General features: G+C 71.7%; 19 protein-coding genes. 8 read left to right on the top strand and 11 right to left on the bottom strand.

Annotated elements, in window-relative coordinates:
* The first annotated feature begins 62 nt into the window (after nt 1–62).
* The 6 genes from ACZ3I4_RS23780 to ACZ3I4_RS23755 are packed head-to-tail and all read left to right on the top strand — an operon-like array spanning nt 63 to nt 8,040.
* Nucleotides 63–266: a hypothetical protein gene (locus ACZ3I4_RS23780; RefSeq protein WP_465384195.1), complete on the top strand. Its 204-nt coding sequence runs from the start codon at nt 63–65 to the stop codon at nt 264–266.
* Nucleotides 233–2,953 carry an AAA family ATPase gene (locus ACZ3I4_RS23775; RefSeq protein WP_465384194.1) on the top strand — a complete coding sequence of 907 codons (2,721 nt, stop codon included), beginning with the start codon at nt 233–235 and terminating at the stop codon, nt 2,951–2,953. Before ACZ3I4_RS23780 ends, ACZ3I4_RS23775 begins: the two co-directional genes overlap by 34 nt.
* Nucleotides 2,954–2,978: 25 nt before the next feature.
* Nucleotides 2,979–6,620: a CHAT domain-containing protein gene (locus ACZ3I4_RS23770; protein WP_465384193.1), complete on the top strand. Its 3,642-nt coding sequence runs from the start codon at nt 2,979–2,981 to the stop codon at nt 6,618–6,620.
* Nucleotides 6,621–6,641: 21 nt separating this feature from the next.
* Nucleotides 6,642–6,956, top strand: coding sequence for a hypothetical protein (locus ACZ3I4_RS23765; RefSeq protein ID WP_465384192.1), 315 nt, complete (start codon nt 6,642–6,644; stop codon nt 6,954–6,956).
* A gap of 42 nt (nt 6,957–6,998) precedes the next feature.
* Nucleotides 6,999–7,496 (top strand): GNAT family N-acetyltransferase, encoded by a 498-nt coding sequence (locus ACZ3I4_RS23760; RefSeq protein ID WP_465384191.1) that lies wholly within the window; start codon nt 6,999–7,001, stop codon nt 7,494–7,496.
* A 19-nt stretch (nt 7,497–7,515) separates the two neighbouring features.
* On the top strand, nt 7,516–8,040 hold the full coding sequence (locus tag ACZ3I4_RS23755) for an O-acetyl-ADP-ribose deacetylase (protein ID WP_465384190.1): 525 nt from the start codon (nt 7,516–7,518) through the stop codon (nt 8,038–8,040).
* Between the two features lie 53 nt (nt 8,041–8,093).
* On the opposite strand, the gene ACZ3I4_RS23750 is transcribed toward ACZ3I4_RS23755, so the two are convergent.
* From ACZ3I4_RS23750 to ACZ3I4_RS23740, 3 genes are read right to left on the bottom strand one after another with little or no spacing between them, the layout of a single operon-like run.
* Complete coding sequence (locus ACZ3I4_RS23750) at nt 8,094–9,722, bottom strand: DUF2334 domain-containing protein (protein WP_465384189.1); 1,629 nt, start codon at nt 9,720–9,722, stop codon at nt 8,094–8,096.
* On the bottom strand, nt 9,722–10,882 hold the full coding sequence (gene wecB / locus ACZ3I4_RS23745) for a non-hydrolyzing UDP-N-acetylglucosamine 2-epimerase (RefSeq protein WP_465384188.1): 1,161 nt from the start codon (nt 10,880–10,882) through the stop codon (nt 9,722–9,724). Before wecB ends, ACZ3I4_RS23750 begins: the two co-directional genes overlap by 1 nt.
* Before the next feature lie 16 nt (nt 10,883–10,898).
* Nucleotides 10,899–12,242 (bottom strand): glycosyltransferase, encoded by a 1,344-nt coding sequence (locus tag ACZ3I4_RS23740; protein ID WP_465384187.1) that lies wholly within the window; start codon nt 12,240–12,242, stop codon nt 10,899–10,901.
* 450 nt (nt 12,243–12,692) lie between these two features.
* On the opposite strand from ACZ3I4_RS23740, the gene ACZ3I4_RS23735 reads away from it, so the two are divergent.
* Nucleotides 12,693–13,040, top strand: coding sequence for a hypothetical protein (locus ACZ3I4_RS23735; protein ID WP_465384186.1), 348 nt, complete (start codon nt 12,693–12,695; stop codon nt 13,038–13,040).
* 174 nt (nt 13,041–13,214) lie between these two features.
* On the opposite strand, the gene ACZ3I4_RS23730 is transcribed toward ACZ3I4_RS23735, so the two are convergent.
* The 8 genes from ACZ3I4_RS23730 to ACZ3I4_RS23695 form a co-directional block, all read right to left on the bottom strand.
* On the bottom strand, nt 13,215–15,212 hold the full coding sequence (locus tag ACZ3I4_RS23730) for a hypothetical protein (protein WP_465384185.1): 1,998 nt from the start codon (nt 15,210–15,212) through the stop codon (nt 13,215–13,217).
* The gene (locus tag ACZ3I4_RS23725; RefSeq protein WP_465384184.1) at nt 15,133–16,284 is read right to left on the bottom strand and encodes a glycoside hydrolase family 130 protein; all 1,152 of its coding nucleotides are present in this window, start codon (nt 16,282–16,284) and stop codon (nt 15,133–15,135) included. The genes ACZ3I4_RS23730 and ACZ3I4_RS23725 overlap by 80 nt, the downstream gene beginning before the upstream one ends.
* Before the next feature lie 9 nt (nt 16,285–16,293).
* On the bottom strand, nt 16,294–17,124 hold the full coding sequence (locus ACZ3I4_RS23720) for a carbohydrate ABC transporter permease (RefSeq protein ID WP_465384183.1): 831 nt from the start codon (nt 17,122–17,124) through the stop codon (nt 16,294–16,296).
* 1 nt (nt 17,125) lies between these two features.
* A complete protein-coding gene (locus ACZ3I4_RS23715; RefSeq protein ID WP_465384182.1) occupies nt 17,126–18,046 on the bottom strand; it encodes a carbohydrate ABC transporter permease in 921 nt (306 codons plus the stop codon).
* On the bottom strand, nt 18,046–19,332 hold the full coding sequence (locus tag ACZ3I4_RS23710) for an extracellular solute-binding protein (protein WP_465384181.1): 1,287 nt from the start codon (nt 19,330–19,332) through the stop codon (nt 18,046–18,048). Before ACZ3I4_RS23710 ends, ACZ3I4_RS23715 begins: the two co-directional genes overlap by 1 nt.
* Before the next feature lie 19 nt (nt 19,333–19,351).
* Nucleotides 19,352–20,380 carry a LacI family DNA-binding transcriptional regulator gene (locus tag ACZ3I4_RS23705; RefSeq protein ID WP_465384180.1) on the bottom strand — a complete coding sequence of 343 codons (1,029 nt, stop codon included), beginning with the start codon at nt 20,378–20,380 and terminating at the stop codon, nt 19,352–19,354.
* Nucleotides 20,381–20,559: 179 nt separating this feature from the next.
* Nucleotides 20,560–21,594, bottom strand: a complete 1,035-nt coding sequence (locus ACZ3I4_RS23700) for a TerC/Alx family metal homeostasis membrane protein (RefSeq protein WP_465384179.1) — start codon at nt 21,592–21,594, stop codon at nt 20,560–20,562.
* A 224-nt stretch (nt 21,595–21,818) separates the two neighbouring features.
* On the bottom strand, nt 21,819–22,472 hold the full coding sequence (locus ACZ3I4_RS23695; protein WP_465384178.1) for a 4'-phosphopantetheinyl transferase family protein: 654 nt from the start codon (nt 22,470–22,472) through the stop codon (nt 21,819–21,821).
* A 90-nt stretch (nt 22,473–22,562) separates the two neighbouring features.
* On the opposite strand from ACZ3I4_RS23695, the gene ACZ3I4_RS23690 reads away from it, so the two are divergent.
* Nucleotides 22,563–23,312, top strand: coding sequence for a hypothetical protein (locus tag ACZ3I4_RS23690; RefSeq protein WP_465384177.1), 750 nt, complete (start codon nt 22,563–22,565; stop codon nt 23,310–23,312).
* Nucleotides 23,313–23,470 lie beyond the last annotated feature (158 nt).

Below are 23,470 nucleotides of genomic sequence, written 5' to 3'. Positions count from 1 at the left end.
GATGTGGCGACCTGCCTTCCCGGCCGAGGATGGAGACATCACCAGCCGAGAAGGAGCAAGTCATGTTGATGCACCCCGACCTGATGCTGACCCTGGCCAACGAGCGGCACCGCGAGCTGATCGCCGAGTTCGACCGGGCGCGCCTGCTCACCAGCGCCCGCGAGGCCCGCAAGGCGCGCAGGGCGGCCAAGACCCGGGCGATCCGCGGACGCCCCACCGGTAACCTGGCGTCGTGCGAACCCTCCGCGGCGGCGCCGGCCCGGTGATGATCGGCCGGGAACGCGAGCTGCGCCGTCTGGCGCAGCTCGCTTCCGCGCGTGAGCCCGCCGTCGCGATCATCGCGGGCGAGCCCGGCATCGGCAAGACCCGCCTGGTCCACGAGCTGCTGACCACGTTGCCGGCCTCCACGGTGGTGCTGGTCGGCCAGGCCGAACCCGGCTCGCTGTCCCGGCCGTACGAGGTGCTGCTCGACGCCCTCGACGGCCGTCCCGAGGTCGACGAGGCCCGGCTGGCCGCGCTGACCGACGCCCGGCGCAGCCCGGTCGAGCGCCTGCACGCCGGTCTGGCCATGCTGGACGATCTGATCGGCGACGCGCCCGCGGTCGTCGTGTTCGAGGATCTGCACTGGGCCGACTCCGAGAGCGCGGCCCTGTTCGAGCGGATCGCCGACCAGCACGGCCCGCGGCTGCTCATCGGCACCTACCGGCCCGACGAGGTGACCCGCCGCCAGCCGGTGGCCGGCCTGCTCGCCCGCACCGAACGCCGGCACGCCGTCACCCACGTACGGCTGGACCGCCTGACCCCGGCGCAGACCGCGGCGATGGTCGCGGCGGCCACCGGAGCCCCCTTGCCGCTGCGGGCCGCCACCGCGCTGCACACCCGTACGGGAGGCAATCCGTTCTTTCTCGAGGAGCTACTGCGCGCGCTGCCCGGCCACGACGTCGAGGCGCTGGTCGAGCAGCCGCTGCCGTGGAGCCTGGCCGACGTGCTGCGCCGCCAGGTCGACGACCTCGAACCGGTCAGCCACCGCATCGTCGAGGCGGCCACCGTGCTCGGCCACCGCATCCCGTTCGACCTGCTGGCCGAGGTGACCGGCACCGGCGAGGACGAGCTGATCGCCGTGCTGCGCGACCTGGTCACCCGGGGCGTGCTGGTCGAAGCGGGCGAGGACGAGTTCACCTTCCGGCACGCGCTGGTGCGCGAGGCGATCGGCGACCAGATGCTCGGCCGCCAGCGGCGCCGGCTGCACGAGGCCGCCCTCGACGTGCTGCTCGCCGCGGGCAGCTCCGACCCGGCCATGGTCGCGCACCACGCCCGCGGGGCCGGCCGGTACGACGACCTGGTCGCCGCCGCCCGCCGCGGCACCGCCCTCTACCTGTCCATCGGCTCGGCCTACCAGGCTCTCCAGCTGGCCGAGATGGGCCTCGACGAGGTGCCGGACGACAGCGAGCTGCTGGCCGGGGCGGCCCGCGCGGCCTGGCTGGCCGGTCTGCTCGACGACGCGCTGCGCTACGGCCGCCGCTGGCGAGACCTCGCCCCGACGAGCAGCGACCGGGCCGAGTCGCTGTACCTGCTGATCCGCATCGCCTGGGAGTCCCGCGAGTTCGGCGAGATGCGCGCGCTCACCGACGACATCGAGACGCTGATCGCGCGGCTGCCCCGCGGCGCCGACCAGGCCCGTGCGATGACCGCGATCGCCCAGTCGGAATATCTGCGCGACGAACTCGACGCCGCGGTGCTGTGGTCCGACCGCGCGCTCGCGCTGGCCGACGAGTTCGACCTGCCCGCCGTCCGGCTGGCCGCGCTGCTCGAGAAGGGATCCGCGCTCTCCGAGCGCCCGCAAGGGTCCACCGAGGGGCGTGCGATCCTGTCCGGCCTGGTCGACGAGGCGGAGAAGGCGGGGGAGTGGGTGCTGGCCGCCCGCGCCCTCAACGCCCTGTTCTACGGCGAGCAGCCGTCCTCGCCGGAGGAGCACGCCGAGACCCTGGAACGGATGCGGATCGACGCCGAGCGGGCCGGGTTCGAGTCGCTGTCGGTCGCCACCTACTTCCAGGGCCGGGCCCGCCTGGCCATGCGCGCGGGCGACCTGCGCGCGGCCATCGTCGCCCTGGAAGAGGGCCGCGAACAGGACCGCAACTACCGCCGCCGCGGCCGCTGGGCCGACTACCACGGCGTGTTCCTGGCCGGGCTCTACCTGGAGGCGGGCGAGCTGGACCGGGTCGAGCAGGTCATGGCCGACCTGGCCACGCTGCCCAACAACCCGCCCGCCGTCCTCGCCGGCCTCGAGTTCAACGTCGCCTGCCGCCGCTCCGACCTGCCGCGCGCCGAAGCCGCCCTCGGCCATTTCGTCACCGAGTTGGCCGAGCAGGCCTGGCGCAGCGGCGAACAGGCCCACGACCTGGTCTCGGCCGCCCTCGAATTGGGTCTGCCGCTGCCCCGCCTCGACGCGCTGGCGGCCGCGCTGCTCGACGCCGAGGTGTGGAACGCGTACCGGACTCTGGTCGACGCCCAGCTCGCCGAGGCCCACGGCCGGCCCGGCGAGGCACTGGACGGCTACCTGTCCGTGGCCGGCGCCCACATCCTCGGCCCGCACACCCGCGGCACCGTACGCGTCGGGGCCGCCCGCTGCCTGCTCGCCACCGACCGGCCGGCCGAAGCAGCCGAGCAGGCCGCCCTGGCCACGCCGCTCCTGGACGGCTGGCTCGGCTGGCGCGTCACCCAGCTCGAGCAGGTGCGCGCCCGGCTGGGGCTGACCGAGGTGCTGACCGGCCCGGAGTCGCTGACCCCGCGCGAGCGCGAGGTGGCGGTGCTGATCAGCGAGGGCCTGACCAACGCGGAACTGGCCCGCCGCCTCTACATCTCGCCGAAGACCGCGGCCGTGCACGTCTCCAACATCCTGCGCAAACTCGGCGTCTCGTCCCGCACCGAGGTCGGCGGCATGCTCGTCGGCTGAGAGCCGCTGTCCGTCAGAATCGAACATGGATGACGACTGGCTCGACGGCCTCGACGATCTGGGGATCGACACACCGCCCGCGGTGATCGACTCGGCCATCGCCAGGATGACCCCGCTGCCCGCCGACGCGGAGGAGGGCATGCTGTATTTCTGGGCGATGCTCCACCTGCTGCGGGCGATGCAGGCGGCGATGCTGGGGCGGCCGCCCGGGCCGGGGGATCTCGAGCAGGCGGTCGAGGCCGCTGAGAAGGCTTTGGAGATGCTCCGGGAGTACGAGGACGGGCCGCTGGAACTTCAGGCGGCCGTGCTCCAGATCGTGGCCGAGGCGCTGACGTTGCGGGACGCGCCCGGTGACCTCGACCGGGCGATAGACGTCATGGCCGAGGCGGCCCGGCAGTTCCGGCCCGGGTCGCCCGAGTGGACGACGGCGGTGAACGAGCTCGGCCACCGGCACGTCGCGCGGTACCTCAAGGAGCATCGGACCGGGGACTTCGAGGCGGCCGAGCGGGCCCTGACGACGCTCCTCGAAGAGGACGGGCCGGATCGGCCGTCGCTGTGGCAGCGGCACGGATCGCTGTACGAGGAGCGGTTCCGGCACGGGGGCGACCCCGGCGACCACCGGCGGGCGCTGGACCTTCTGAAGGCGGGGTGGGCCGAAGGGGCACGGTATCCGCTGCTGGCGCTGTCGTTCGCCGACGCGGTGGTGAACTCGGGGGCCGAGCCGGCGGCGGACGATCTCGACACGGCAGCCGGGATCCTCGCCACGGCCGACCTGAGCGAACTTCCCGGGCCGATGCTGCCGCAGTTCCACTATCTGGTGATGGTGGTCCAGTTCCGTCGTCTCGAGACCGAAGCGGCCGTACGCGCGGCCGACGCGCTGATCGAGCATCCGGCCACGGAACCGGCGCTCCGGGCCGAGGCGCATTGGACCCGGGCGTCGGCCCGTCTGGACCACGCCTCGAGGAACAACGTCCGGATGGTGGGCGTCGACCCGATCATCGCCGACCTCGAGGCCGCCCTGCCGCTTCTGGAGCCGGGGCCGCGCCGGATCGCCGAGGCCCAGCTCACCCGCGCGCTGGCCGAGCGGGCCCGCCGTACGGGAAACCGGGGTGACGCCGACGCGGCCGAGGCCTTCGCCACGCGGGCGCTCGAGAACTCGGACCCGGGCACGGGCCAGCGGGCCGAGATCCGCTACCACCTCGCGTTCCTGCTTCTGAACCGGGCCGAGGCCGGACGGGCCGAACCCGGCGCCGCCGAGCGGGCGACCGACATGTTCCGTGAGGTCGCGGAGGATCCGGCGGTTGCCCCCAAGGTGCGAGTGGCGGCGATCGGCCAGTTCGCCGTCGCCACCTCCTCGCAGGATCACTATCTCGGGAGTGACCCGTCGGTTCTCGACAAGGCGATCACGCTCATGGAGGGCGCGCTGGGCGAGACGAGCACCGACGACATGAACCGGGTCGCGCTGGCCGCCTCGCTGGCCGGCGTCCTGCTGCAGCGTTTCGAGAGCCGTGGTGACCTCGCGGATCTGCGCTGGGGCCTCGACCTGCTGCGGGACGCTCGCGACGAGGCGCCGGGCGATCCCAACCGCGACGAGTTGCTGCTCGTCCTGGCCCAGGCCCAGCTCATGTGGGCCGAGATCACCGGGACGGCGCTGCCCGGGGACACCACGGCGATCCTGACCGACGCGCTCGGCCTGGCCCCGCCGGGCGACCCGAGGCGCACCCGGGTGCTGCGCAGTCTCGCCGCCGCCTGGGCGTTGCGCGCCCAGCACGGACACGGCCACGGCCACGAGGCATGGGAACGGGCGGCCCGCTACGCCCGCGAGATGATCGGCGGGCTGCCGGCCGGCGCGCCGTTCACGGCGATGATGCGGATGAGCGCCGGCAGCACGCTGCTGCTCGCGGGGCGCGGCCTCGACGACATGGCCATGGTGCGCGAGGGCGTCGACTTGATCGCGGCGGCGCAGCGGGATCCGGCCGGGGAGCTGCTGCGCGGACGACATCTCGCCGGGTACGGGACGGGTCTGCTCGCCCTGCACCAGCGGGCGCCGCGGCCGGGGGACCTCGGCCGGGCGATCGCCGCCCTGCGCGAGGCCTGGGACCTCGCCGCGGCCCGCCCCGGACAGCGGGGTGCGGCCGAGATCGGGATGGCGCTGGCCGTGGCGCTGGTGGCCGACGGCGATGCGGCGGCCGGGGCCGCGATCGGCCGGGACGCGTTGCGGGAGCGGGCCTGGCAGGTGCTGCTCCAGTCCGGTACGCACGACGCGATGACGACCGCCCGGCGCAGCGCGACCGACGCGCTGCACGTCGCGCGGGCCGCGTTGGACGCCGGCGATCCGGCCGGTGCCTGGCTGGCGCTGGAGACCGGGCGGGGGCTGGTGCTGCACGCCGCGACCGTGTCCTCCACTGTGCCCGAGCTGCTGCGAGCCGCGAGCGCGGGTGATCTCGCCGATCGGTGGGGCGCCGATCCGTCGGTCACCGACGGAGCCGCCTGGCGTACGGGAACCCCGGTCATGCCCAGTGATGTGCGCTTCCGGGCCCTGCAGGTGCTGGCCCGCGAGGCCCGGTTGTTCGACCCGCCGCCGGTCGAACGGGTGGGTGAGGCGCTGCGCTCGGTCGGCGCGGACGCGCTGGTCTACCTGTTTCCGGGCACCCCCGGTTTCGCGCTGCTCGTCGAGCCGGGCGGCCGGATCGGCACCCTCGACCTGCCCGAGCTGACCGGCGACTGGGCCGTGCCGGCAGCCGTCCAGGCGGCCGTCGCGACGCGGGAGCTGGGGCCGCCGCCGGATGTGCCGGAGGTCGGCCGGAGCCTGGCCGAGGTCTGCCTGGCGGCCTGGAAGGTCGCGGTCCGGCCGCTGCTCGACCATTGGCGCGAGCGGCACACCGGCGAGCCGCACTTCGTGCTCGTGCCGGACGGCGCCCTGGCCACGGTGCCGTGGCATGCGGCGCACGGTGACGGGCGGTGGGCCATCGACGAGGCGGCGTTCTCCTACATCGCCTCGGGCCGTCTGCTCGTCGATGTGGCCCGCCGGCCGGCCCCCGCGCGCAGCGACACCGGCCTGGTCATCGGCAACCCCGACACCGGTGACGCGGCGCAGGCGTTGCCCCATGCCGGAGCCGAGGCGAGCACGATCTTCCGGAAGCACTACGCGTCCGGCCGGTTCTGCGGACGACCCGGCGACCCGGCCGTGGTCGCCGCCGGTCCCGGCCTGCCCGCCGACGTGCTGGACTGGCTGGCCGGCCCCGCGACCGTGCTGCATCTGGCCTGCCACGGCGTCATCCGCGCCGACGGGCCGGCCTCGTCCTATCTGCTGCTGGCCGGCGGCAAAGAGGTCTCGGCCGAGGAACTGCTGCGGGCCGCCGCCGGCCGCTCGTCCGGGCTGGTGTCGCTCGCGGCGTGCACCACGCACCGCGCCGGGCGGGCCTACGACGAGGCGGTCACCCTCTCCACCGGGTTCCTGGTGGCCGGGGCGGCCACCGCGATCGGCTCGCTGTGGCCGGTGCCGGACCGCGAGACGGCCCGGCTGATGGTCGCCTTCCACGACAACCTGGCCGGGGCCGGCCTGCCGCCGCACGTGGCCCTGCGCGAGGCCCAGCGCTCGGTCCGCGACCCGGCCGACGACACGACGCTCACCCACTGGGCCGGCTTCGTCCACCTGGGCCGGTGACGGTTGCTCTAGAGTGCGCCGATGATCCGGAGGCATTGGCAACTTGCGATTCATGCGGTCTCGGTGCTCGCGTTCACCGTGCTCTACGCCGTGCTGTGGGCCGTTTACATGTCCGGGCCGGACGGCGACCCGCTCTCCGGTCTCGGGCTGTTCCCGGCCTACCTGCCGCTGGTGGCGCTGGGCCTGCCGTGGTCGTGCCTGTACTGGTCGAACGCTTACGCCTTCGACGACGCCGGCGCGGTCCTCCGCCAGCTGGCCATCGTGGGCCCGGCCTGGATCAACCTCGCCGTCCATACCCTCTTCGTGTGGGGCCGCAAGGGATTCGGGGAGCGCTGACGAGTCCGGCGGCCGGTTCCCGGCTCACGTAACCTTCCGCCGGTGAGGGAGACCGTTTCTTACCTGGAGATGACGAATCCTGACCAGCTGGCTCCGGCCGGCCCGGTGCCCGGGCTGACGCTGGACCGGCTCGACCGTGCCTCGCCGCTCGTCGTGGAGCTGCAGGTGCGGATCGGGGCGCCGTTCGGCTGGAAGTGCGCGAGCCGCACCGAGCAGGAGTGGAACGATTGGCAGGCCGAATACCCGGACCGGGACTTCTGGCTGCTGTCCTTCGACGGCGAACCGGCGGGCCTGGTCGCCTACGACCTGCACCCGGGTCCCGTGGCCGAGATCGAGACCTTCGGGCTGACACCGGAGTTCACCGGGCGGCGGCTGGGCGGGTTCGCGCTGACGCTGGCCGTCCGGCGGGCCTGGCAGCTGGCGCCGCGGGTCCAGCGGGTCTGGTTGCACACGTCGTCGGCCGACCACCCCAGCGCGCTGCCCAACTATCACCGCCGGGGCTTCCGTACGTTCGACACCGTCGAACGCGAACGCGACTGACCGGGCTGGAGGGAGAACGATGCGGATCGAACTGGCGGCCGGTGACATCACCGCCGAGCACGCCGACGTCATCGTCAACGCCGCCAATTCCTCGCTGCTGGGTGGGGGCGGGGTCGACGGGGCGATCCACCGCAAGGGCGGCCCGGCGATTCTCGAGGAGTGCCGCGCGCTGCGGGCCGGCCACTACGGCCGGGGCCTCGCGGTCGGGCAGGCGGTGGCCACGACGGCGGGACGACTGCCGGCTCGATGGGTGGTGCACACCGTCGGGCCGGTGTTCAGCGCGGACGAGGACCGCTCGTCGCTGCTGCGCGCCTGCTACGCGAACTCGCTGGCGGTCGCGGTCGGTCTGGGCGCCCGCTCGGTCGCCTTTCCGCTGATCTCGTCGGGCGTCTACCGGTGGCCCAAGGACGACGCCGTCGCTCAGGCGCTGGCCGGCCTGCACGCCGGGCCGGCCACCGTGGAGGTGGTCCGCCTGGTGCTCTTCGACGAGGCGACCCGCCTGACCGCGGAACGCGTGTTTCGGGCGTCCGGCCCCGGCCGGTGAACGGACGGCGCCGCCCGTGCTGGGCACGGGCGGCGCTGGGGAGAACGTACGGACTACTTGCCGGTGATCATCGAGCCGGCGGTGACGAAGGTGTAGCCCTGGGCCTTGACTCCGGTGACGGCCTGCTTGAGGTAGTCGGTGCCCAGGTACGGGTGGTAGAAGAAGCTGGCCACTCCATCGCGGACCACCAGGTTGCGCTGGGCCGAGGCGATCAGGTCGCTGGGCAGGCGGGCCGGGTGGTTGTTGAACGAGTCGGGCTCGACGTTGCCGATGTTCTCGGGCACCACGACCGAACCGTAGACGTCCCGGACCGCGTACGGGAAGAACTGGCCGAACTGGCGCTTGTAGTCGGGCTTGGCCCCGCTGAGCACGCCGGGGAAGTAGAGGCCACGGTCGTAACGCTTGCCGAACAGGGCGTTGACGGCCTGGTAGTCGACGGCGCTGCCGGCATAGTGCGGGAACTCGAACATGGTGGGGGTGCCGAGGCCGGCCGCGGTGAAGATGAGGCCGGCGGCGACCATCCGGCCGGTGGCCCAGGCGGCCGAGTCGCCGGGGACCGGGCCGTCGTAGATGACGCTGTCGTTGGCGTCGACGTGTGCGGCGTAGAACTCGAAGTCGTTGGCGCTGACCCCGTCGTACGGGTTGGCAATGGTGCCGTACTGGTGGGTGTAGCCGTGCATCAGCAGCGTGCCGCCCTTGCTCTGCATGTACTTGAGCGCGGACACCACCTTGGGCTTGCTCAGCAGCGTGTAGTCCTGCGCCTTGCCGCCGTTGTTGACGCCCTTGGGGTCGCGGTAGCGCGTGTAGACGGCCACCGTGAACGGCACCTTCTCGGCCGACAGGTAGTCGGCGACGGCCTTCAGCTCGGCCGGGTCGGAGTCGGGGCCGACGTCCTCGATGCGGACCAGGCCGCGGTGCCGGTCGGCACCGGTGTCACCGAGCGAGTCGAACAGCAGGTCGGCGAAAGCCAGGTACCGGTCGTCGTGGGTGACGTACGCGAAGGGGATCTCGCTGACGTACGTGAAGTTGCCGGACTCGACCGCCCACGGGAAGGTGGTGCCGTCCGGGCGTACGGCGGAAGCGACGGTCTTGACCTTGGCGGCGTCGGTGATCGACAGGTTCATGATGCCGGACTTGTTGCGGATGTCGCGGGTCAGCTTCTGCGACTTGTAGGTCACCTCGGCCACGTCGGCGTAGTCGAACCCGCCGCTGGTGAAACCGTGGTCGGCAGCGAACGAGCCGGTCGCGGTCAGCTGCCAGATGTTGTCGTAGAGCCAGGTGACCGGCTTGGTCGTGGCGGTCACGTCGGTCAGGAACGCGGCCGGGATCGGCTCGTCGTAGGTGGAGCCGACGTAGATGACGGCGGTGTACGCGTTGAGGTCGCCGGCCTTGTACGAGCCGACCGGCGCGGCCGTCCACGAACCGAAGTGCGAGCTGAGGTTGGCGGTCTGGGTCGCGTAGACCTCGCCCATCCAGCCGTAGTCGCCCGTGGTGTCGTACAGGACGAGGGTCTTGGCGGCGCCCCCGCCCGGCGCGGCCTTGCCGGACTTGGCGGCGGGCAGGGCGGTCACGACGGCGGCGGGCTTGATGGTCGCGGCCTCGGCGCCGACCGAGCTCAGGGCGAAGGCGCCCAGGGCCACGGCGGCGACACCGGCCGAGAACAGAGGCTTGGAGAAACGCATCAGCGGGACACTCCGATCATCGCAACGGGGGAGCTGGTGAGGCCGAGCAGGCCGGCGGTGGCCTGAGCCGTGCGGTGGGCGGCCAGGCCGTCCCCGTACGGGTTGCCGCCCGCGGTCATCGCGTCGCGGCGGGAGCGGTCGTCGAGCAGCACGGACGCCTCGGCGACGATCAGGGCGGTGTCCGAGCCGACCAGCTTGGCGCAGCCGGCGTGCAGCGACTCGACCCGCTCGGTGACGTCGCGCAGCACCAGCGCGGGCACGCCGAACGACGGCGCCTCCTCCTGGATGCCGCCCGAGTCGGTGAGCACGAGGTAGGCCTCGGAGAGCAGGCGGGACAGGTCCGGGTAGGACACCGGGTCGGTGACGGTGACCCGGTCCAGACCGGCCAGGCCCGCCTCGACCTGCGCGCGGACCGCGGGGTTGGGGTGGCTGGGCAGGATCACGTCGATGTCCGGGTACTTGGCGACCAGCTCGCGAACGGCGGCCAGGATCCGGTTGAGCGGCTCGCCCCACGACTCGCGGCGGTGCGCGGTGACCAGCACGAGCCGGTTGGTGCGGCCGGCCCGGGCGGAGGCCACGGCCTGGTTCTCGTACGGCATCTTGCGCCCGGCCACGGCGAGCGTCGCGTCGACAACCGTGTTGCCGGTGACGAACACGTCCTCGCCGGACACGTTCTCGTCGAGCAGGTTCATCGCCGCGAGCGGGGTCGGCGCCAGGTGCAGCGACGCGATCTGGGCGACCAGCTTGCGGTTGGCCTCCTCGGGGAACGGCGACTCGATGTCACCCGAGCGGAGTCCGGCCTCCAGGTGCACGACCGGGATCCGGCGCCAGAACGCGGCGAGCGCGCCGGCCAGGCTCGTCGTGGTGTCGCCCTGCACGATGACGGCGGCCGGGGGACGGACGTCCCACAGCGCGTCCAGCTGGCGGACCATCGCGGTGAGCAGCTCGGCCTGGCTGCCGGTGGTGCGCTCGATGGTGAGCGTGACGTCGGCGGTGAGACCGAACGCGGCCAGCGCCTGGGTGACCATGGCCGGGTGCTGACCGCTGGCCAGCAGCACCGGCTCCATCAGGCCCTGCTCGCGCATGGCCAGCACGACCGGGGCGAGCTTGACGGCTTCGGGGCGGGTGCCGCCGATCAGGTGGACTTCGGGGAGCGACATGGGGGGTCTCCTGGGATTACGCGGCGAGCGCGAGGGCCGGGGTGGGGAGCTCTTCTTCGGCGAGACGTTCGGTTTTGGCCCAGGCCTGGCGGCCGGTGGCCTGGCGGGCGATGGCCCGATAGGTGGCGACCAGACCCAGCAGCAGGAACGCCGGGTAGGCCAGGGCGGCGACGAGCAGCCGGGGGAGGGTCTCGTCGCGGAGCCGGTAGCGGTGCACCAGCGCCCAGACGAAGCCGGGGAACCAGGTGACGACCAGCCCGACCGCGGCGCCGGCGGCCAGATCGCGCCAGCCGGGCAGGAACGGGATCGGGTGGCCGATGGCCAGGCCGGTGACGGCGGTCGCGACCATGCCGGCCAGGACGACGGTGACCACCGCGTTGAGCCAGGGGGAGAGCAGGTAGTGCAGGACCTCGGCCAGCGAGGTCAGGCTGACCCGCTTCGAGGTGATCAGCGGGCGCAGGTAGCGGGCGCACTGCAGGTTGCCCTGGGCCCAGCGGGTGCGCTGCCGGGTGAGCCGGCGAACGTCGACCACGGCCTGCTGGGTCACCGCGGCCCGGGCGGTGTATCGGATGCCGACGCCGGACAGGTGCATGCGCAGGCCCAGCTCGAGATCCTCGACCAGGCAGGCCGACCACGGCGTGTCGCCCAGGGCGAGCAGGGCCGACAGCCGGGTGAACTGGCCGTTGCCGCCGAGACCGACGGTGTCGAGCATGTCGCGCAGGCTTTGGCAGGCGTTGACGATCGTGCCGAACTCGAGGTCCTGCACGGCGCCGAGGAGCTTGTTGCGGTTGCGGATGCGGACCTGCACCTGCACCGCGCCGATCGCCGTGTCCCGCAGCATCCGGGAGACCTCGAGCAGGATGTTGGGGCTGCCCTGGCCGTCACCGTCGATGATGCCGAGGACGACCTTGTCCGGGCTGACACCGGCCTGCGCGGTCTGCTGGGCGATGTAGCGGTACGCGGCGTTGAGGGCCTCGCCCTTGCCCTGGCGGGCCTCGGGCAGTTCGCGGCGCATGACGTGCAGTCGTGGGTGGTCGATGGCGGCGAGCACGTGCGGGGTGCCGTCGTCCGATCCGTCGTCGACGACCAGAACCCGGGCCAGCGTGTTGCCGGGCCCGCTCAGCGCCAGCGCGGCCTTGACCGTGTTGCCGACGACGACCTCTTCGTTGAGCGCCGGCACGATGATCCAGAAGTGCTCGGGGGTGCCGTCCCCGCGCTGCAGCGACTTGGCGACCAGATCCTGCCGGCGTGATGCCACGTAGCGGACGCCGATGGTCACCAGCGCCACGGTGGAGATCGGCCAGGACAACATGACCGCGTAGCCGGCGACGAGGATCAGCCACCCGTGAGTCGCGGTCATCGCCCACCTCCATACTGTCACCTTGTGTGATGTCGCCCGTCGCGGTTACTCCCGCGTTTCGGGCACATCAGGACAATATGAAGTCACGCAGCGTGAAACAAGGCTGTTGACCGGTGGGCTCGCTCATTTCGGCCAAATGGCCTAACCCAGACATCTCGGGTGGGCGCGTTCGGGTCGAAACCGGGCGGGAGCGGATCTTTGCCTGCGAAGCGGATCGGTGGCCGGGGCGACGCTTGATGTCACTCTCCGCATTGTCTACGTACGCGGACCGGAGCGGGATGGCCGTGGCTTGTCGACTACATAGCGTGGTTGTCGCGTCCGATAGCGCCGGTACGGGGGAAGGGCCGGGCGTGGCCTGCCCGCGTCCGCCGGGCGGCCGGGCGTGGGCCGCGTCGCCGGGCGGCCGGGCGTGGGGTGCCCGGGGGCGGCCGGGCAATGCAGTATGTCGATATGACGAACGCCGTCGCCGGTCGCGAACTGGCACTCCGGGCCGTGGTCGGTGTCCTGGTGGCGGTGGTCTGCGCCGCGCTGCTGGCGCAGAACTTGTACTTGCTGCTCTGGTGGTGGCCCGTCCTTTCCGGGCCCGGCGGCGTGTCGTGCGACGTGGCGCCCGGTGCCTGCTGGCGGATCGAGCAGTTGATCTGGTGGGGCGTTACCGCAGCGTCGACGGCGGTGGGGGCGGGCTGCGCGGTGGCGGCCATGCGGGGGTTCCGGCGGGCCGGCCTGTGGTGGCCGTGGCTCTACGGTGCGATGGGCCCGCTGCTGGCCGGCACGTTCGCGGCCGCGCAGATCTCGTAGCTACCGGGCGGCGGCGCGGGTCGGCCCGCGAGCGCGGATCGGCCCGCGAGGCGCGGATCGGCAGTGGGCGCGCGGGTCGGCCCGGGCGGCCCGGGCGGCCCGGGCGGGGCGGACCTGGGAATCAAACGGCGCCGTTGGCCGGCCGCCGCCGGGAGGGCGACGACCGGCCGGTGACTACCTGCGGACGATGGTGAAGCCGCCGGGCAGGACCAGCGCCCGTACGGCCGGACCCGGCGCGGTCGAGCGAGAGCGCTGCACGCCGCTGGCGTCGTAGGTCTCGACGATGGCCGGGTCCGCGCCGGCGACCGTCACGGTCACCGTCTGCGCGGTTCGGGCCGCGCTGCGCAGCAACGCCGTCGCCCGGCCGGAACTGCCGATCACATAACGCGAGATCAGCGGCTCCAGGAGCACGGCGTCGACGACCGCCTCGCCGCCGGACGACGTGGCGACCAGGTCGGTGCGACCGGCCGGCAGCTCGCCGTGGAGGGTGATCGGCAGCAGCGCGCCGGGCGCGGGGGACTTGCCCTGGGCGCCGCCGCGATGGTCGACCGTGCCCAGTTCGCGGCCGCCCGAGGCCCATCGGGTCACCGCCGCGCTGCCGGGCTGCCGGTCGACGATCGGCATCACCAGCCGGGGCTGGGCCGATGCGGGCAGGGTGAACCGGGCCGTGGCGCCGGCCGGCAAGCGGGCGTACTTGCCCTCGCTGTACTGCGATTCGCCGGTCCAGGCCGAGGCCGGCGTGACGATCGTGGCCCCACCGGCCAGGGCCGCCGACTCGGCCTCGACGGTGGTCGAACCGACCCGCTCGAGGATGCCGCCGCCCTGGCGGGCCAGCGCGGCCACGTCCGGGTACGCGTCCAGGGCCAGCATGCTGAGCAGGCCGTGGATCGTCGACTCGGCGCCGGCGTTGCGGTTGACCGTGCCGTCGGCGGCGATCCCGTCGACCGTCCGGCCGGTCGCCGGATCGTAGGCGGGGACGCCGGCGGCATTGGCGCCGAAATACCAGGACGCGACCAGGGCGGCCAGGCGGCGGAAACCCGTACGGGCGGAAACGTCGGCCACGGCGAGCAACGACTGCAGGCGCGAGTCCACGCCGTAGGCGATCTGGTTGCGGTCGATGCGGGCGGGCAGGCGTCCGTTGTCGGGGCCGCCCGAGGTGAGCAGCCACGGCGTGAACACAGCGGCGTCGGCGATGGCCGGGCGGACCAGGCGGTCGTCGCCGAGCACCTGACCGGCCCGGGCCAGCGCGGCCGGCATCTGCGAGGCCCAGGCGTGCCAGTCCGACAGCGACAGCGCCCACGGCAGGACGGCGCCGAACGGCCAGTCGCGCGGGCCGCCGCCGGACAGGGCCGCGATGCCCTCGGAGAACTGGCGCAGCGCCCGCCGGGCCGCCGCGGGGCCGGCCGAGGCGACGTACGCGGACAGGCCCAGCACGGCTTCGGCGGTCGCGTCGGCGCCGTCGACGATCAGCCACGCGGGCAGGCGCCGCCCGTCGATGACCTGATGGGTCCCGTATTTCGCCAGGACCGGGGCGAGGGCGGCCAGGGCCAGGTCGAGCCTCTCCCGGAGGAACCCGGCGAACGCGCGATCGGACCGTACGAACGCCGCGTACCCCTCGCCGAGCGCCCAGATCGCCCGGGCCAGCCAGTAGGAGGGGCCGCTGTCCGACGGATCCGGCAGTTCCACCGGCTCGGGGCTCGGATTGAACGTGCCGTCCGGCTGCATCCACAGCACGAAGTTGCCCCGGTTGGGCCCGGCCAGCGTCTGGAAGTAGGCCAGACCACGCAGCAACGCGCAGGCGGCCGCGCGGCTCGACGACGAGCCGGTCTGCTTGAAGTGCCGGATGTAGACCACGGCCGCGCGGGCGATGTCGTCGGAGTTGAACGCGCCCTGCCCGTACGTGTCGGTCGCCGCGTCGTACGGTCCGCCGCCGATTCGCCGGAACGTGCCGTCCGGGTTCGGCTCGGCGTAGGTCCACAGCACGCCGAGGCCGGCCGATCCGGAATAGGAGGCGTGGCCGGCTTGTGCGGGCGGGGTGACGGTGTCGCGCAGGAAGTCGAGGTGGGCGAGGTTGGTGAGCCGGGCCGGCGCCTTACCGAGGGCCGGCGTGGACGTCAGCCACGGCGCCGTCAGGGCTAACCCGCTGCCCAACAGTACGGATCTGCGCTTCATCGCGAACTCCTTCACTGAGATCGACCCGATCCAGGCGGGCCACGCCGATCTTGCTGTCGGCCATGCCGTAGAAGACGTAGTGGACGCCGTCGATCTCCTCGATGGCGGTGGGGAAGACGACCTTGGGGACCACGCCCGACAGTTCGTCCTCGGTCTCGGGGACGAAGATCGGTTCCGGCGTACGGGCGAGGACGCGTCCCGGGTCGGCCGGGTCGAGCAGCATCGCGCCGGCCGCGTAGGTGACGTCCTGCCCGGTCGGGTCCCAGCCCGACGGCACATAGCCGGTGACGCCGTGATGGATCAGCAGCCAGCCCTCGGGCACCCGCAAGGGCGGCGGCCCACCCCCGATCTTGAGTTCCTCGTACGGGAATTCGGGCATGGCCACGCAGCGATGGTTGCGGGGGCGGACCAATGCTCCAATATCCAAGGAAACCTCGTCGGCGGGCACGTACGAGATCCAGATGCCGGCCCGTTCGTCGGTGATCCCGGCCGGCAGGTGCACGCCCTCGCCCGGCCGCAGCCAGCCCAGGTCCCACATCGGACGGTGCAGCATGGCGTAGCTGGGCCGCCCGTCCGGGCCGGGCACGACCTCGGGAAAGAAGACCGCGTCCTTGTTGGGGAACAGGTTGAGGTCGGTGTCGAGGTCGGGCTGGTACTGGAACTGCACCGGACCGAGGCGCTGCCACGAATGCAGGTCGGCGGAGACGGCGAGCGCGAGCCGGGGGCCGAGCGGACCGAAGGCCACGTACGTCATGAGGTGCCGGCCGAGGCTGGGCACCCACGTCGTCCGGGGGTCCTCGACGCCGGCGTTGGACAGGCCGCGTTCCCAGCCTTCGTCGGGGGCGAGCACCACGCCCTGCCGTTTCACGCCGACGGGCACGCCGTCCTGGATCTCGACCTCGGCCAGTCCGACCCGCGAGACGTTGCCCTCGGCGACGAGCCGGGGCAGCAGGAACAGCCGTCCGTCGGGCGTACGGCCGCTCGCGGGGTTGAGGACTCCTTCCGCCTCGAGGGGGTTGCCGGGCTCGGGCGCCATCACGACGCCGAGCCGGGTCAGGGTGTACGGAACCATGTCAGCCAATCAGCCTTTCACGCCGGAACCGATGTCGGTGGAGATGAACTGCCGCTGGAAGGCCAGGAACAGCGCCACTGCCGGGGCGGCCAGCACGCACGCGCCGGCCAGGATCGCGCCGAACGGGTTGGCTGCCCGGGAGGACACGTTGCTGATGTAGTTGGCCAGGGAGACGGCCAGCGGTTGCATGTCCGCGTCCTTGGTGACCAGGAACGGCCACAGGAACTCGTTCCACGGGCCGATGAACGTCAGCAGGATCGCGGTCAGCAACGCCGGCCGCACCAGGGGCAGGGCGACCGACCGCAGGATCCGCAGTTCGCTGGCGCCGTCGAGCCGGGCCGCGGCGAACAGGTCGTCGGGCAGCTGGATGAAGAACTGGCGGAAGATGAAGACCGCGGTCGTGTTGATGGCGAACGGCAGGATCATTCCCAGGTACGAGTCGGCCAGTCCATAGCCGCGCACGATCAGCACGTACAGGGGCACCAGCAGCAACTGGAACGGGATCACCTGCACCAGGAGCACCACCACGAAAAGCGTGCCCTTGCCCCGGAAATGCAGGCGGGCCAGCGCATATCCGGCCAGTACGCCGAACACGATCGTGCAGAGCAGGACGCCGCCGGTGAAGATGCCGGAGTTGACGAGCGAGCCGATCAGGTCGACCCGCGAGTTGATGTCGGAGTAGTTGTCGAACGTCAGCCCCGAGGTGGGGAAGGCGCCGCCGACCGAGGTGTCGGGCTCGGACTGCAGCGAGCCGATCAGCATGTAGTAGAACGGGAGCAGGAACACCAGCGCGCCGAGGAACAGCACGACATAGCGCACCGCGGTGGGCCACTTCCGCATGTCAGTCCTTCCCCTCGACGAGACGGCGGTTGATGAGCGCGACGATCAGCACGCCGATGACCAGCAGCACGCCCAGGGCCGCCGCGAAGTCGGGCTCGCCCTGCTGCAAGCCGCGCTGATACATCAGCAGGACCGGCGAGGTGGACGCGCCGTTCGGGCCGCCGCCCCCGGTGAGCAGGTAGGGCTCGGTGAACAGGTTGGCCCCGGTGATCAGGGACAGGATCACGACGAGGGCGGTTGCCGGGCGTACGGCCGGCACGGTCACCGACCAGAACTTGTTCCACCCGTTGGCGCCGTCGACCGAGGCCGACTCGTACAGCTCCTTGGGCACGTTCTGCAGCGCGGCCAGGTAGAGCAGGATGAAGAAGCCGAGCTGCTTCCAGGTCACGAAGACGGCGATGACCGGCATGGCCAGACCCTCGTTGACCAGCCACGACGGGTCCGGTGCGAGCGGGCCGAGCACCGAGTTGACGAGTCCGCCCGAGTTGAAGAGGAACAGCCAGACGCCGACCACGGCCACGCTGGCCGTCACGTACGGGACGTAGAAAGCGACCCGCAGGAACGTCCGGGCATGCACCACCCGGTTGAGCGCGACCGCCAGCACCAGCGCCAGCGCGGTGGTCAGCGGGACGTTGATGACGAGGAAGACTCCGATGTTGCCGAACGCCTGCCGGACGGCCGGGTCGGTCAGCACGGCGGTGTAGTTGTCGAACCCGACGAACGGGTGGTCCACGATGGCGCCGGGCGCGGTGAAGAAGTAGTCGTGGAAGCTGATCCACAACGAGAACCCGAGCGGGTATGCGAAGACTACGGCGATGTAGACGGCGTAGGGGGCAGCCAGGATCATGCCCACCGGGTGGCGGCCGAAGAAGGCCGCCACTCGGTTACGCCGGACGCCGCCCTCGATCGGGGCGGTCGTCATCAGGACCCGCTGGCCAGCTCGTCGACCTTCGTCGCGGCACCCGAGAAGGCGTACGCCACCGGCTTCTTACCGAAGATCACCGATTCCGAGTACGCGTCCCGGAACGCCTGCCAGATGGCGACGGAGTTGGGCACGTTGGGCACCTCAACCGTACGGGCGGCCTGGTCGGCGAACTGCTTGTACGCGGCGTTCTTGGCGAAGTAGTCCGGGTACGCCGCCGGCAGGTCCTTGCGCAGCGGCATCTGACCGGTGGCCTCGAGCAGCTTGCTGTCCTCGTCCTGGCTGGTCGCGAACTTCAGGACCTCCCAGGCGGTGGCCCGGTTCTGGCAGGCCGAGTACATGGCCACGTTCTTGGCGTCGCTGAACGTCTTGATCTGCCCGGCGGGCTTGCCGGCCGAGGTCGGCACCGGCACCGCGCCCCACTTGACCTTGTCGCCATAGACCTTGATCGCCCACGGGCCGACGATGGCCATCGCGGCCTTCTTGTCGGCGAACGAGTCGCCGTTGTACATCTCCTTGGGCGCCAGGCCCTCGTCGTACAGGGTCTTCCAGAAGGTCGCGACCTTCTGGCCCTCGGGGCTGTTGAACTGGGCCTTGTTGTCGGCCACCAGCTGCTTGCCGTCGGTCTCGGCCGCGAACAGCGGGTAGAAGTCGAACCAGGACTGGAAGAACTCGCTGCTCGGCGCCGGATAGATGGCGGCCGGGGCGGCGCCGGAAGACTTGATCTTGCGGGCAGCGGTGAGGAAGTCGTCGTACGTGGACAGGGCCGGCTTCTCGGGGTCGAGGCCCGCCTTGGCGAAGATGTCCTTGTTGTAGAAGATCATCACCGGGTTCGACTTCCACGGCATCTGATAGAACTTGCCGTCCGGCGACTTGTACTGCTCCGCCGTGTCGCCCGTGCGGTCGGTGATGTACTGCGCGGCGCCGTCGAACTCGTCGAGCGCGACGAGGCCGCCCTGCTTCTGGAACTGGGGGATGGCGGCGGGCGCGGTGTTGAAGATCAGGCACGGCGCGTTGCCGGCCGTGATGGCGGCGCCGATGACCTCCTCCGAGCTCTTGCCCGCGGGGATCTCCTGCGCGGTGATCTTCTGGTCGGCGTGCGCGCCGTTCCACGCCTCGACCATGTCCTTGCCCCAGGTCAGCTCCTCCTGGTTGTTGGACAGCCAGATGGTGATCGGTCCGGAGGCGGCGTTGGCCTCGGAGGCGTCGCCTCCACCGCTGCCGTCGCAGCCGGCGGCGAGGGCGAGGGTCGCGGTGAGAAGGACGGCCGGGAGGGTGCGTTTCATCGGTACTCCGTTCGGCGTTTCAGACTGCGGGGGGTGCGGGCGAGGTGGACGCCCGGACGACGAGTTGTGCGGGAGGGACGGGAACGTCGTCGACCGTTCCGCCCTCTATCGATTCGAGGAGCGCATCGGCGGCCGTACGGCCCCAGAGGTAGGGGTCGGTGCGGACGGTGGTGAGGGGTGGGCTGACATATTCCGCGAGATCGGTGTTGTCGAACCCGGTGATCGACAGCTGAGCGGGGACGACGACGCCCAATTCGGAGGCCACGGACAGGCCCGCGATGGCCATCAGGTCGTTCGCGTAGACGATGGCGGTCGGTTTCTGTTCCTGGGACAGGAGCGCGCGGGTGGCCTGGGCGCCGCCGGCCGCCGAGAAGTCGGCCTCGACCACTCCGCCCGTGGACAGGCCGGCTTCCGCGAGGGCCTGGTCGAACGCCTCGCGGCGGACCCGGCCGTGCAGGAAGTGCGCCGGACCGGCCACGTGGGCGATCCGGCGGTGGCCGAGCCCGGCCAGGTGCCGGACGGCGGCGGCGATGCCCGGACGGTCGTCGACCAGCACCGCCGGGAAGGGACTGGGCACGTCGGGCCGGGCGATCGAGACGGCCGGCAGCCCCAGTTCCTCGAGCAGGGCGATGCGGGGGTCGGCGACCCGCAGGTCGAGCAGGAACACCCCGTCGACCCGGCCGTCGGCAGCCAGCCTGCGATAGCCCGCCTCCTCCTGAGACTCGGGCACCACCTGCAGCACCAGGGCCTGACCGCGGTCGGAGAGGGTGCGCTCGACACCGGCGATGAAGGCCGGGAAGAACGGGTCGGCGCCGAGCAGCTCGGGCTCGCGGGCCAGCACCAGGCCGACGGCGAAGGCCCGCGAGACCGACAGCGCGCGGCCCTGGTGGCTGGGGGTCCAGCCGAGGTCGCGGGCGGCGTCGAGGATCCGCTGCCGGGTCTCCTCGGCCACACCGGGGCGGCCGTTGAGCGCGAACGAGACCGTGCCCTTGGAGACGCCGGCGGCGCGGGCGACATCGACGATCGTCGGCCGGTCCGGTCTGGTCATGTCGCCTCCCGAGTTCGGAACCGGTCGGAAACACGCCTGTAACTAAACCGGTTTGATCCGAAACCTAAACCGGTTTGATAGATCGCACAACCGGGGGAGGGGAGATGGCCATTCGGCTGACCGGGTATGTCCGGAAAAGAAGGCAGGGCCGGCCCCTTCCCGGGGCCGGCCCTGCGAGGTCAGTGCTCTTCGGAGCGTCCCGCCGGCACCGGGACGGCGTCGCGCCCGGCCGCCGCGTCGCGCTTGTTGGCGACCATGCTGGTGATGGTGACCGTGATCAGGGTGACGGCGATGACGCCCAGCGAGGCCAGGGTCGGCACCTCGGGCAGCCACGTCCAGACGCCGTGGGCCCAGTGCAGCACGAGCTTGACGCCGATGAAGGCCAGGATGATGGCCAGGCCGTAGTCGAGGTGGCGCAGCTTGTCGAGCACGTTGCGCAGCACGAAGTAGAGCGCGCGCAGGCCCATCAGCGCGAAGGCGTTGGTTGCGAACACCAGATAGGGGTCCTCGGTCACGCCGTACACCGCGGGCACCGAGTCGACCGCGAAGACGATGTCGGTCATGAACACCGCGATCACGACCACGGCCAGCGGCGTCAGCGCGCGGCGGCCGGCCTGCCGCACCACCATCTTGCCGCCGTGGTAGTCCTTCGTGACCGGGAAGAACCGCCGGATCATCCGTACGCTGCGCATGCTGTCGATGTCGACGGCGTGGCTGTCGTCGCTGCGGGCATCCCGCAGCACCTTGACCGCGGTCAGCAGCAGGATCGCCCCGAACAGCAGGAACGCCCACGTGCCGGCCTGCAGCACGGCCGCGCCCAGGGCGATGAAGACACCGCGCAACACGAGAGCCCCGGCGATGCCGTACAGCAGAACCCGCTGAGCCAGGGCCGTGGGCACCGCGAAGGCCGTGAGCAGCAGCATGAAGACGAACAGGTTGTCGACCGACAGCGACTTCTCGACCACGAAGCCGGTGTAGAACTCGATCGCCGGGCGGCTGCCGTACGCCCACCACAGCACCAGCCCGAAGATTGCGGGCAGGGTCAGATAGAAGATCGACCAGCCGACCGCCTCGCGCATCGGCACGTCGTGGGGCCGCCGGGTGACCACGAAATCGGCCGCCAGCAGACCAACGAGAACCGCGATGCTGATCGCCCAGAGCATGGGGGATGCGACGGTCTCGAGCGGGGCAGCCAAGGTCACGCTCTGCGCCATACGGGGGAACCTCCTCGGAGATGTGCGCCATCGTCCGAGGTCTCCCTCACCTGCCTCGTCGAGGCGGGCGAACGCACGGGGGCATCCCAGATGCCCGTGATGACCGCAACGTTCCTTTTGAGGTACTCCCCTCGCCGCGAACGATAACCCACGTACCTGAGAAGGTGCTTCGGGGTCGCTGAATGGTGTTTCCGATCGTGCTCACGCCGGGGTGCGCGCCCGGTTCACGCGCCGGCGATCGCGGTGACCAGCAGTCCGCGCTGGGCGAGCCAGCGGCCGGAGAAACCGGTCAGCTCCCGGCCGCCCACCCGGGGCCCGGGCACCAGCAGCCGGGCCGCGAAGCTGCCGCCGACCGGGTCGATCGTGACGTCGGCCTCGGTGAAGTCGAGCCAGCGCGACATGAGCGGGAACCACGCCTTGTAGACCGACTCCTTGGCGCTGAACAGCAGCCGCTCCCAGCTCACCCCCGGGTGCTCGGCTTGCAGGACGGCGATCCGAGCGCGCTCATCGGGCAGCGAGACAGCGGCGAGGACATCGTCGGGCAGCGGCTCGTCCGGCTCGGCGTCGATGCCCAGAAGCGGAATCGTGGTGTGCTCGGCGACGACCGCCGCGCGATAGCCGGGGCAGTGCGTGATGCTGCCGATCAGCCCGGCCGGCCACTGCGGTTCGCCCCGCGGCCCCCGCAGAATCGGCACGGGCGGGCGGCCCAGCCGGGCCATCGCCTCGCGGGCACACCAGCGGCCGGTGGTGAACTCGAGCCGCCGCTTGCCGACCGCCCGCTCCACGATCGACTCCTCCTCGCCGAGAAGGGCCGCGCCGGGCGGATCGGTGAACGTCTCGGCCGCCGCCACACCGGCGGGCAGAATCGCCTCGATCACCGCGGACCGGGCTCGTCCTGAACGATCATGACCCGGATCGTACCGGCATAAATAACTGGCCTTCGCGCCGCGGCTCGCCATCATGAGGCCATGGCATTGACGATGCACACCGCGGCGGAGCGGCCGGACCTGCGCGAGCGGGGCATCCCGTCGGCCGAGGTCTGGCCCGAGTACAACCTGCACGGCGACCACCTCAACCAGTGGTGGGGTCACCTCGACGACGAACTGGCCGGCTACCAGTTCCTGCTGTGCGACGACGAGACCGGCGAGGTCGTCGCCGAGGGGCACACCTGCCCGCTGTGGTGGGACGGCGACGACGCGACCCTGCCCGGCGGGATCGACTCCGCCATCGAACAGAGCTTTTCCCGTACGCGGGCCGGCGAGCCCGTGAACACGCTGTGTGCCCTGGCCGCCGAGACCCCACGCGACGGCCGCCGCCGTGGCCTGGCCCGGACCCTGCTGGAGGCGATGCGCACGATCGCCGCCCGTCAGGGCCTGACCCACCTGATCGCGCCGGTCCGCCCGTCGTGGAAGGACCGCTATCCGCTGACGCCGATCGACCGCTACGTCCGGTGGCGCCGAGACGACGGCCTGCTGCTCGACCCGTGGATGCGCGTTCACGAACGCCTGGGCGCCCGGGTCTCGACCCCGCTGCCGGAGTCGCTTCTGATCACCGGAACGGTCGCCGAGTGGCAGTCGTGGACCGGCCTGGTCTTCCCTGAATCCGGCGACTACGTCTTCCCGCACGGCCTGGCCCCGGTCCGCATCGACACCGAAACCGCCCAGGGCACGTACTGGGAACCGAACGTCTGGATGATCCACCCCGAGATCACCGGCTGAACCGCGAGCTGCCGGTCCTTGTCGCCCTCAGGGTGGGTGACGTTGACATCGGCAAATGATGTTGCTGATGTGGATTGATGAAGACCGTTGGTCAGCGGCGTGGTCCTCCGGTCGTCTTGATGATGTTCGAGGCGGTCTGACCGAACGGATGATCCGGG

The organism is Actinoplanes sp. NPDC021490 (genome assembly GCF_055562135.1).
The sequence above is the reverse complement of the archived record's forward strand: the minus strand, read 5'-3'. Positions and strand labels throughout refer to the sequence as shown.

Excerpts from the sequence above, each read along its gene's own strand:
- ACZ3I4_RS23725 (WP_465384184.1), bottom strand. The coding sequence starts at position 16,284 with ATGGTTCCGTACACCCTGACCCGGCTCGGCGTCGTGATGGCGCCCGAG.
- ACZ3I4_RS23700 (WP_465384179.1), bottom strand. The coding sequence starts at position 21,594 with ATGGCGCAGAGCGTGACCTTGGCTGCCCCGCTCGAGACCGTCGCATCC.
- ACZ3I4_RS23720 (WP_465384183.1), bottom strand. The coding sequence starts at position 17,124 with ATGCGGAAGTGGCCCACCGCGGTGCGCTATGTCGTGCTGTTCCTCGGC.
- ACZ3I4_RS23770 (WP_465384193.1), top strand. The coding sequence starts at position 2,979 with ATGGATGACGACTGGCTCGACGGCCTCGACGATCTGGGGATCGACACA.
- wecB (WP_465384188.1), bottom strand. The coding sequence starts at position 10,882 with ATGTCGCTCCCCGAAGTCCACCTGATCGGCGGCACCCGCCCCGAAGCC.
- ACZ3I4_RS23715 (WP_465384182.1), bottom strand. The coding sequence starts at position 18,046 with ATGACGACCGCCCCGATCGAGGGCGGCGTCCGGCGTAACCGAGTGGCG.
- ACZ3I4_RS23740 (WP_465384187.1), bottom strand. The coding sequence starts at position 12,242 with ATGACCGCGACTCACGGGTGGCTGATCCTCGTCGCCGGCTACGCGGTC.
- ACZ3I4_RS23765 (WP_465384192.1), top strand. The coding sequence starts at position 6,642 with ATGATCCGGAGGCATTGGCAACTTGCGATTCATGCGGTCTCGGTGCTC.
- ACZ3I4_RS23780 (WP_465384195.1), top strand. The coding sequence starts at position 63 with ATGTTGATGCACCCCGACCTGATGCTGACCCTGGCCAACGAGCGGCAC.
- ACZ3I4_RS23690 (WP_465384177.1), top strand. The coding sequence starts at position 22,563 with ATGGCATTGACGATGCACACCGCGGCGGAGCGGCCGGACCTGCGCGAG.
- ACZ3I4_RS23710 (WP_465384181.1), bottom strand. The coding sequence starts at position 19,332 with ATGAAACGCACCCTCCCGGCCGTCCTTCTCACCGCGACCCTCGCCCTC.
- ACZ3I4_RS23750 (WP_465384189.1), bottom strand. The coding sequence starts at position 9,722 with ATGCGTTTCTCCAAGCCTCTGTTCTCGGCCGGTGTCGCCGCCGTGGCC.
- ACZ3I4_RS23705 (WP_465384180.1), bottom strand. The coding sequence starts at position 20,380 with ATGACCAGACCGGACCGGCCGACGATCGTCGATGTCGCCCGCGCCGCC.
- ACZ3I4_RS23730 (WP_465384185.1), bottom strand. The coding sequence starts at position 15,212 with ATGAAGCGCAGATCCGTACTGTTGGGCAGCGGGTTAGCCCTGACGGCG.
- ACZ3I4_RS23735 (WP_465384186.1), top strand. The coding sequence starts at position 12,693 with ATGACGAACGCCGTCGCCGGTCGCGAACTGGCACTCCGGGCCGTGGTC.
- ACZ3I4_RS23755 (WP_465384190.1), top strand. The coding sequence starts at position 7,516 with ATGCGGATCGAACTGGCGGCCGGTGACATCACCGCCGAGCACGCCGAC.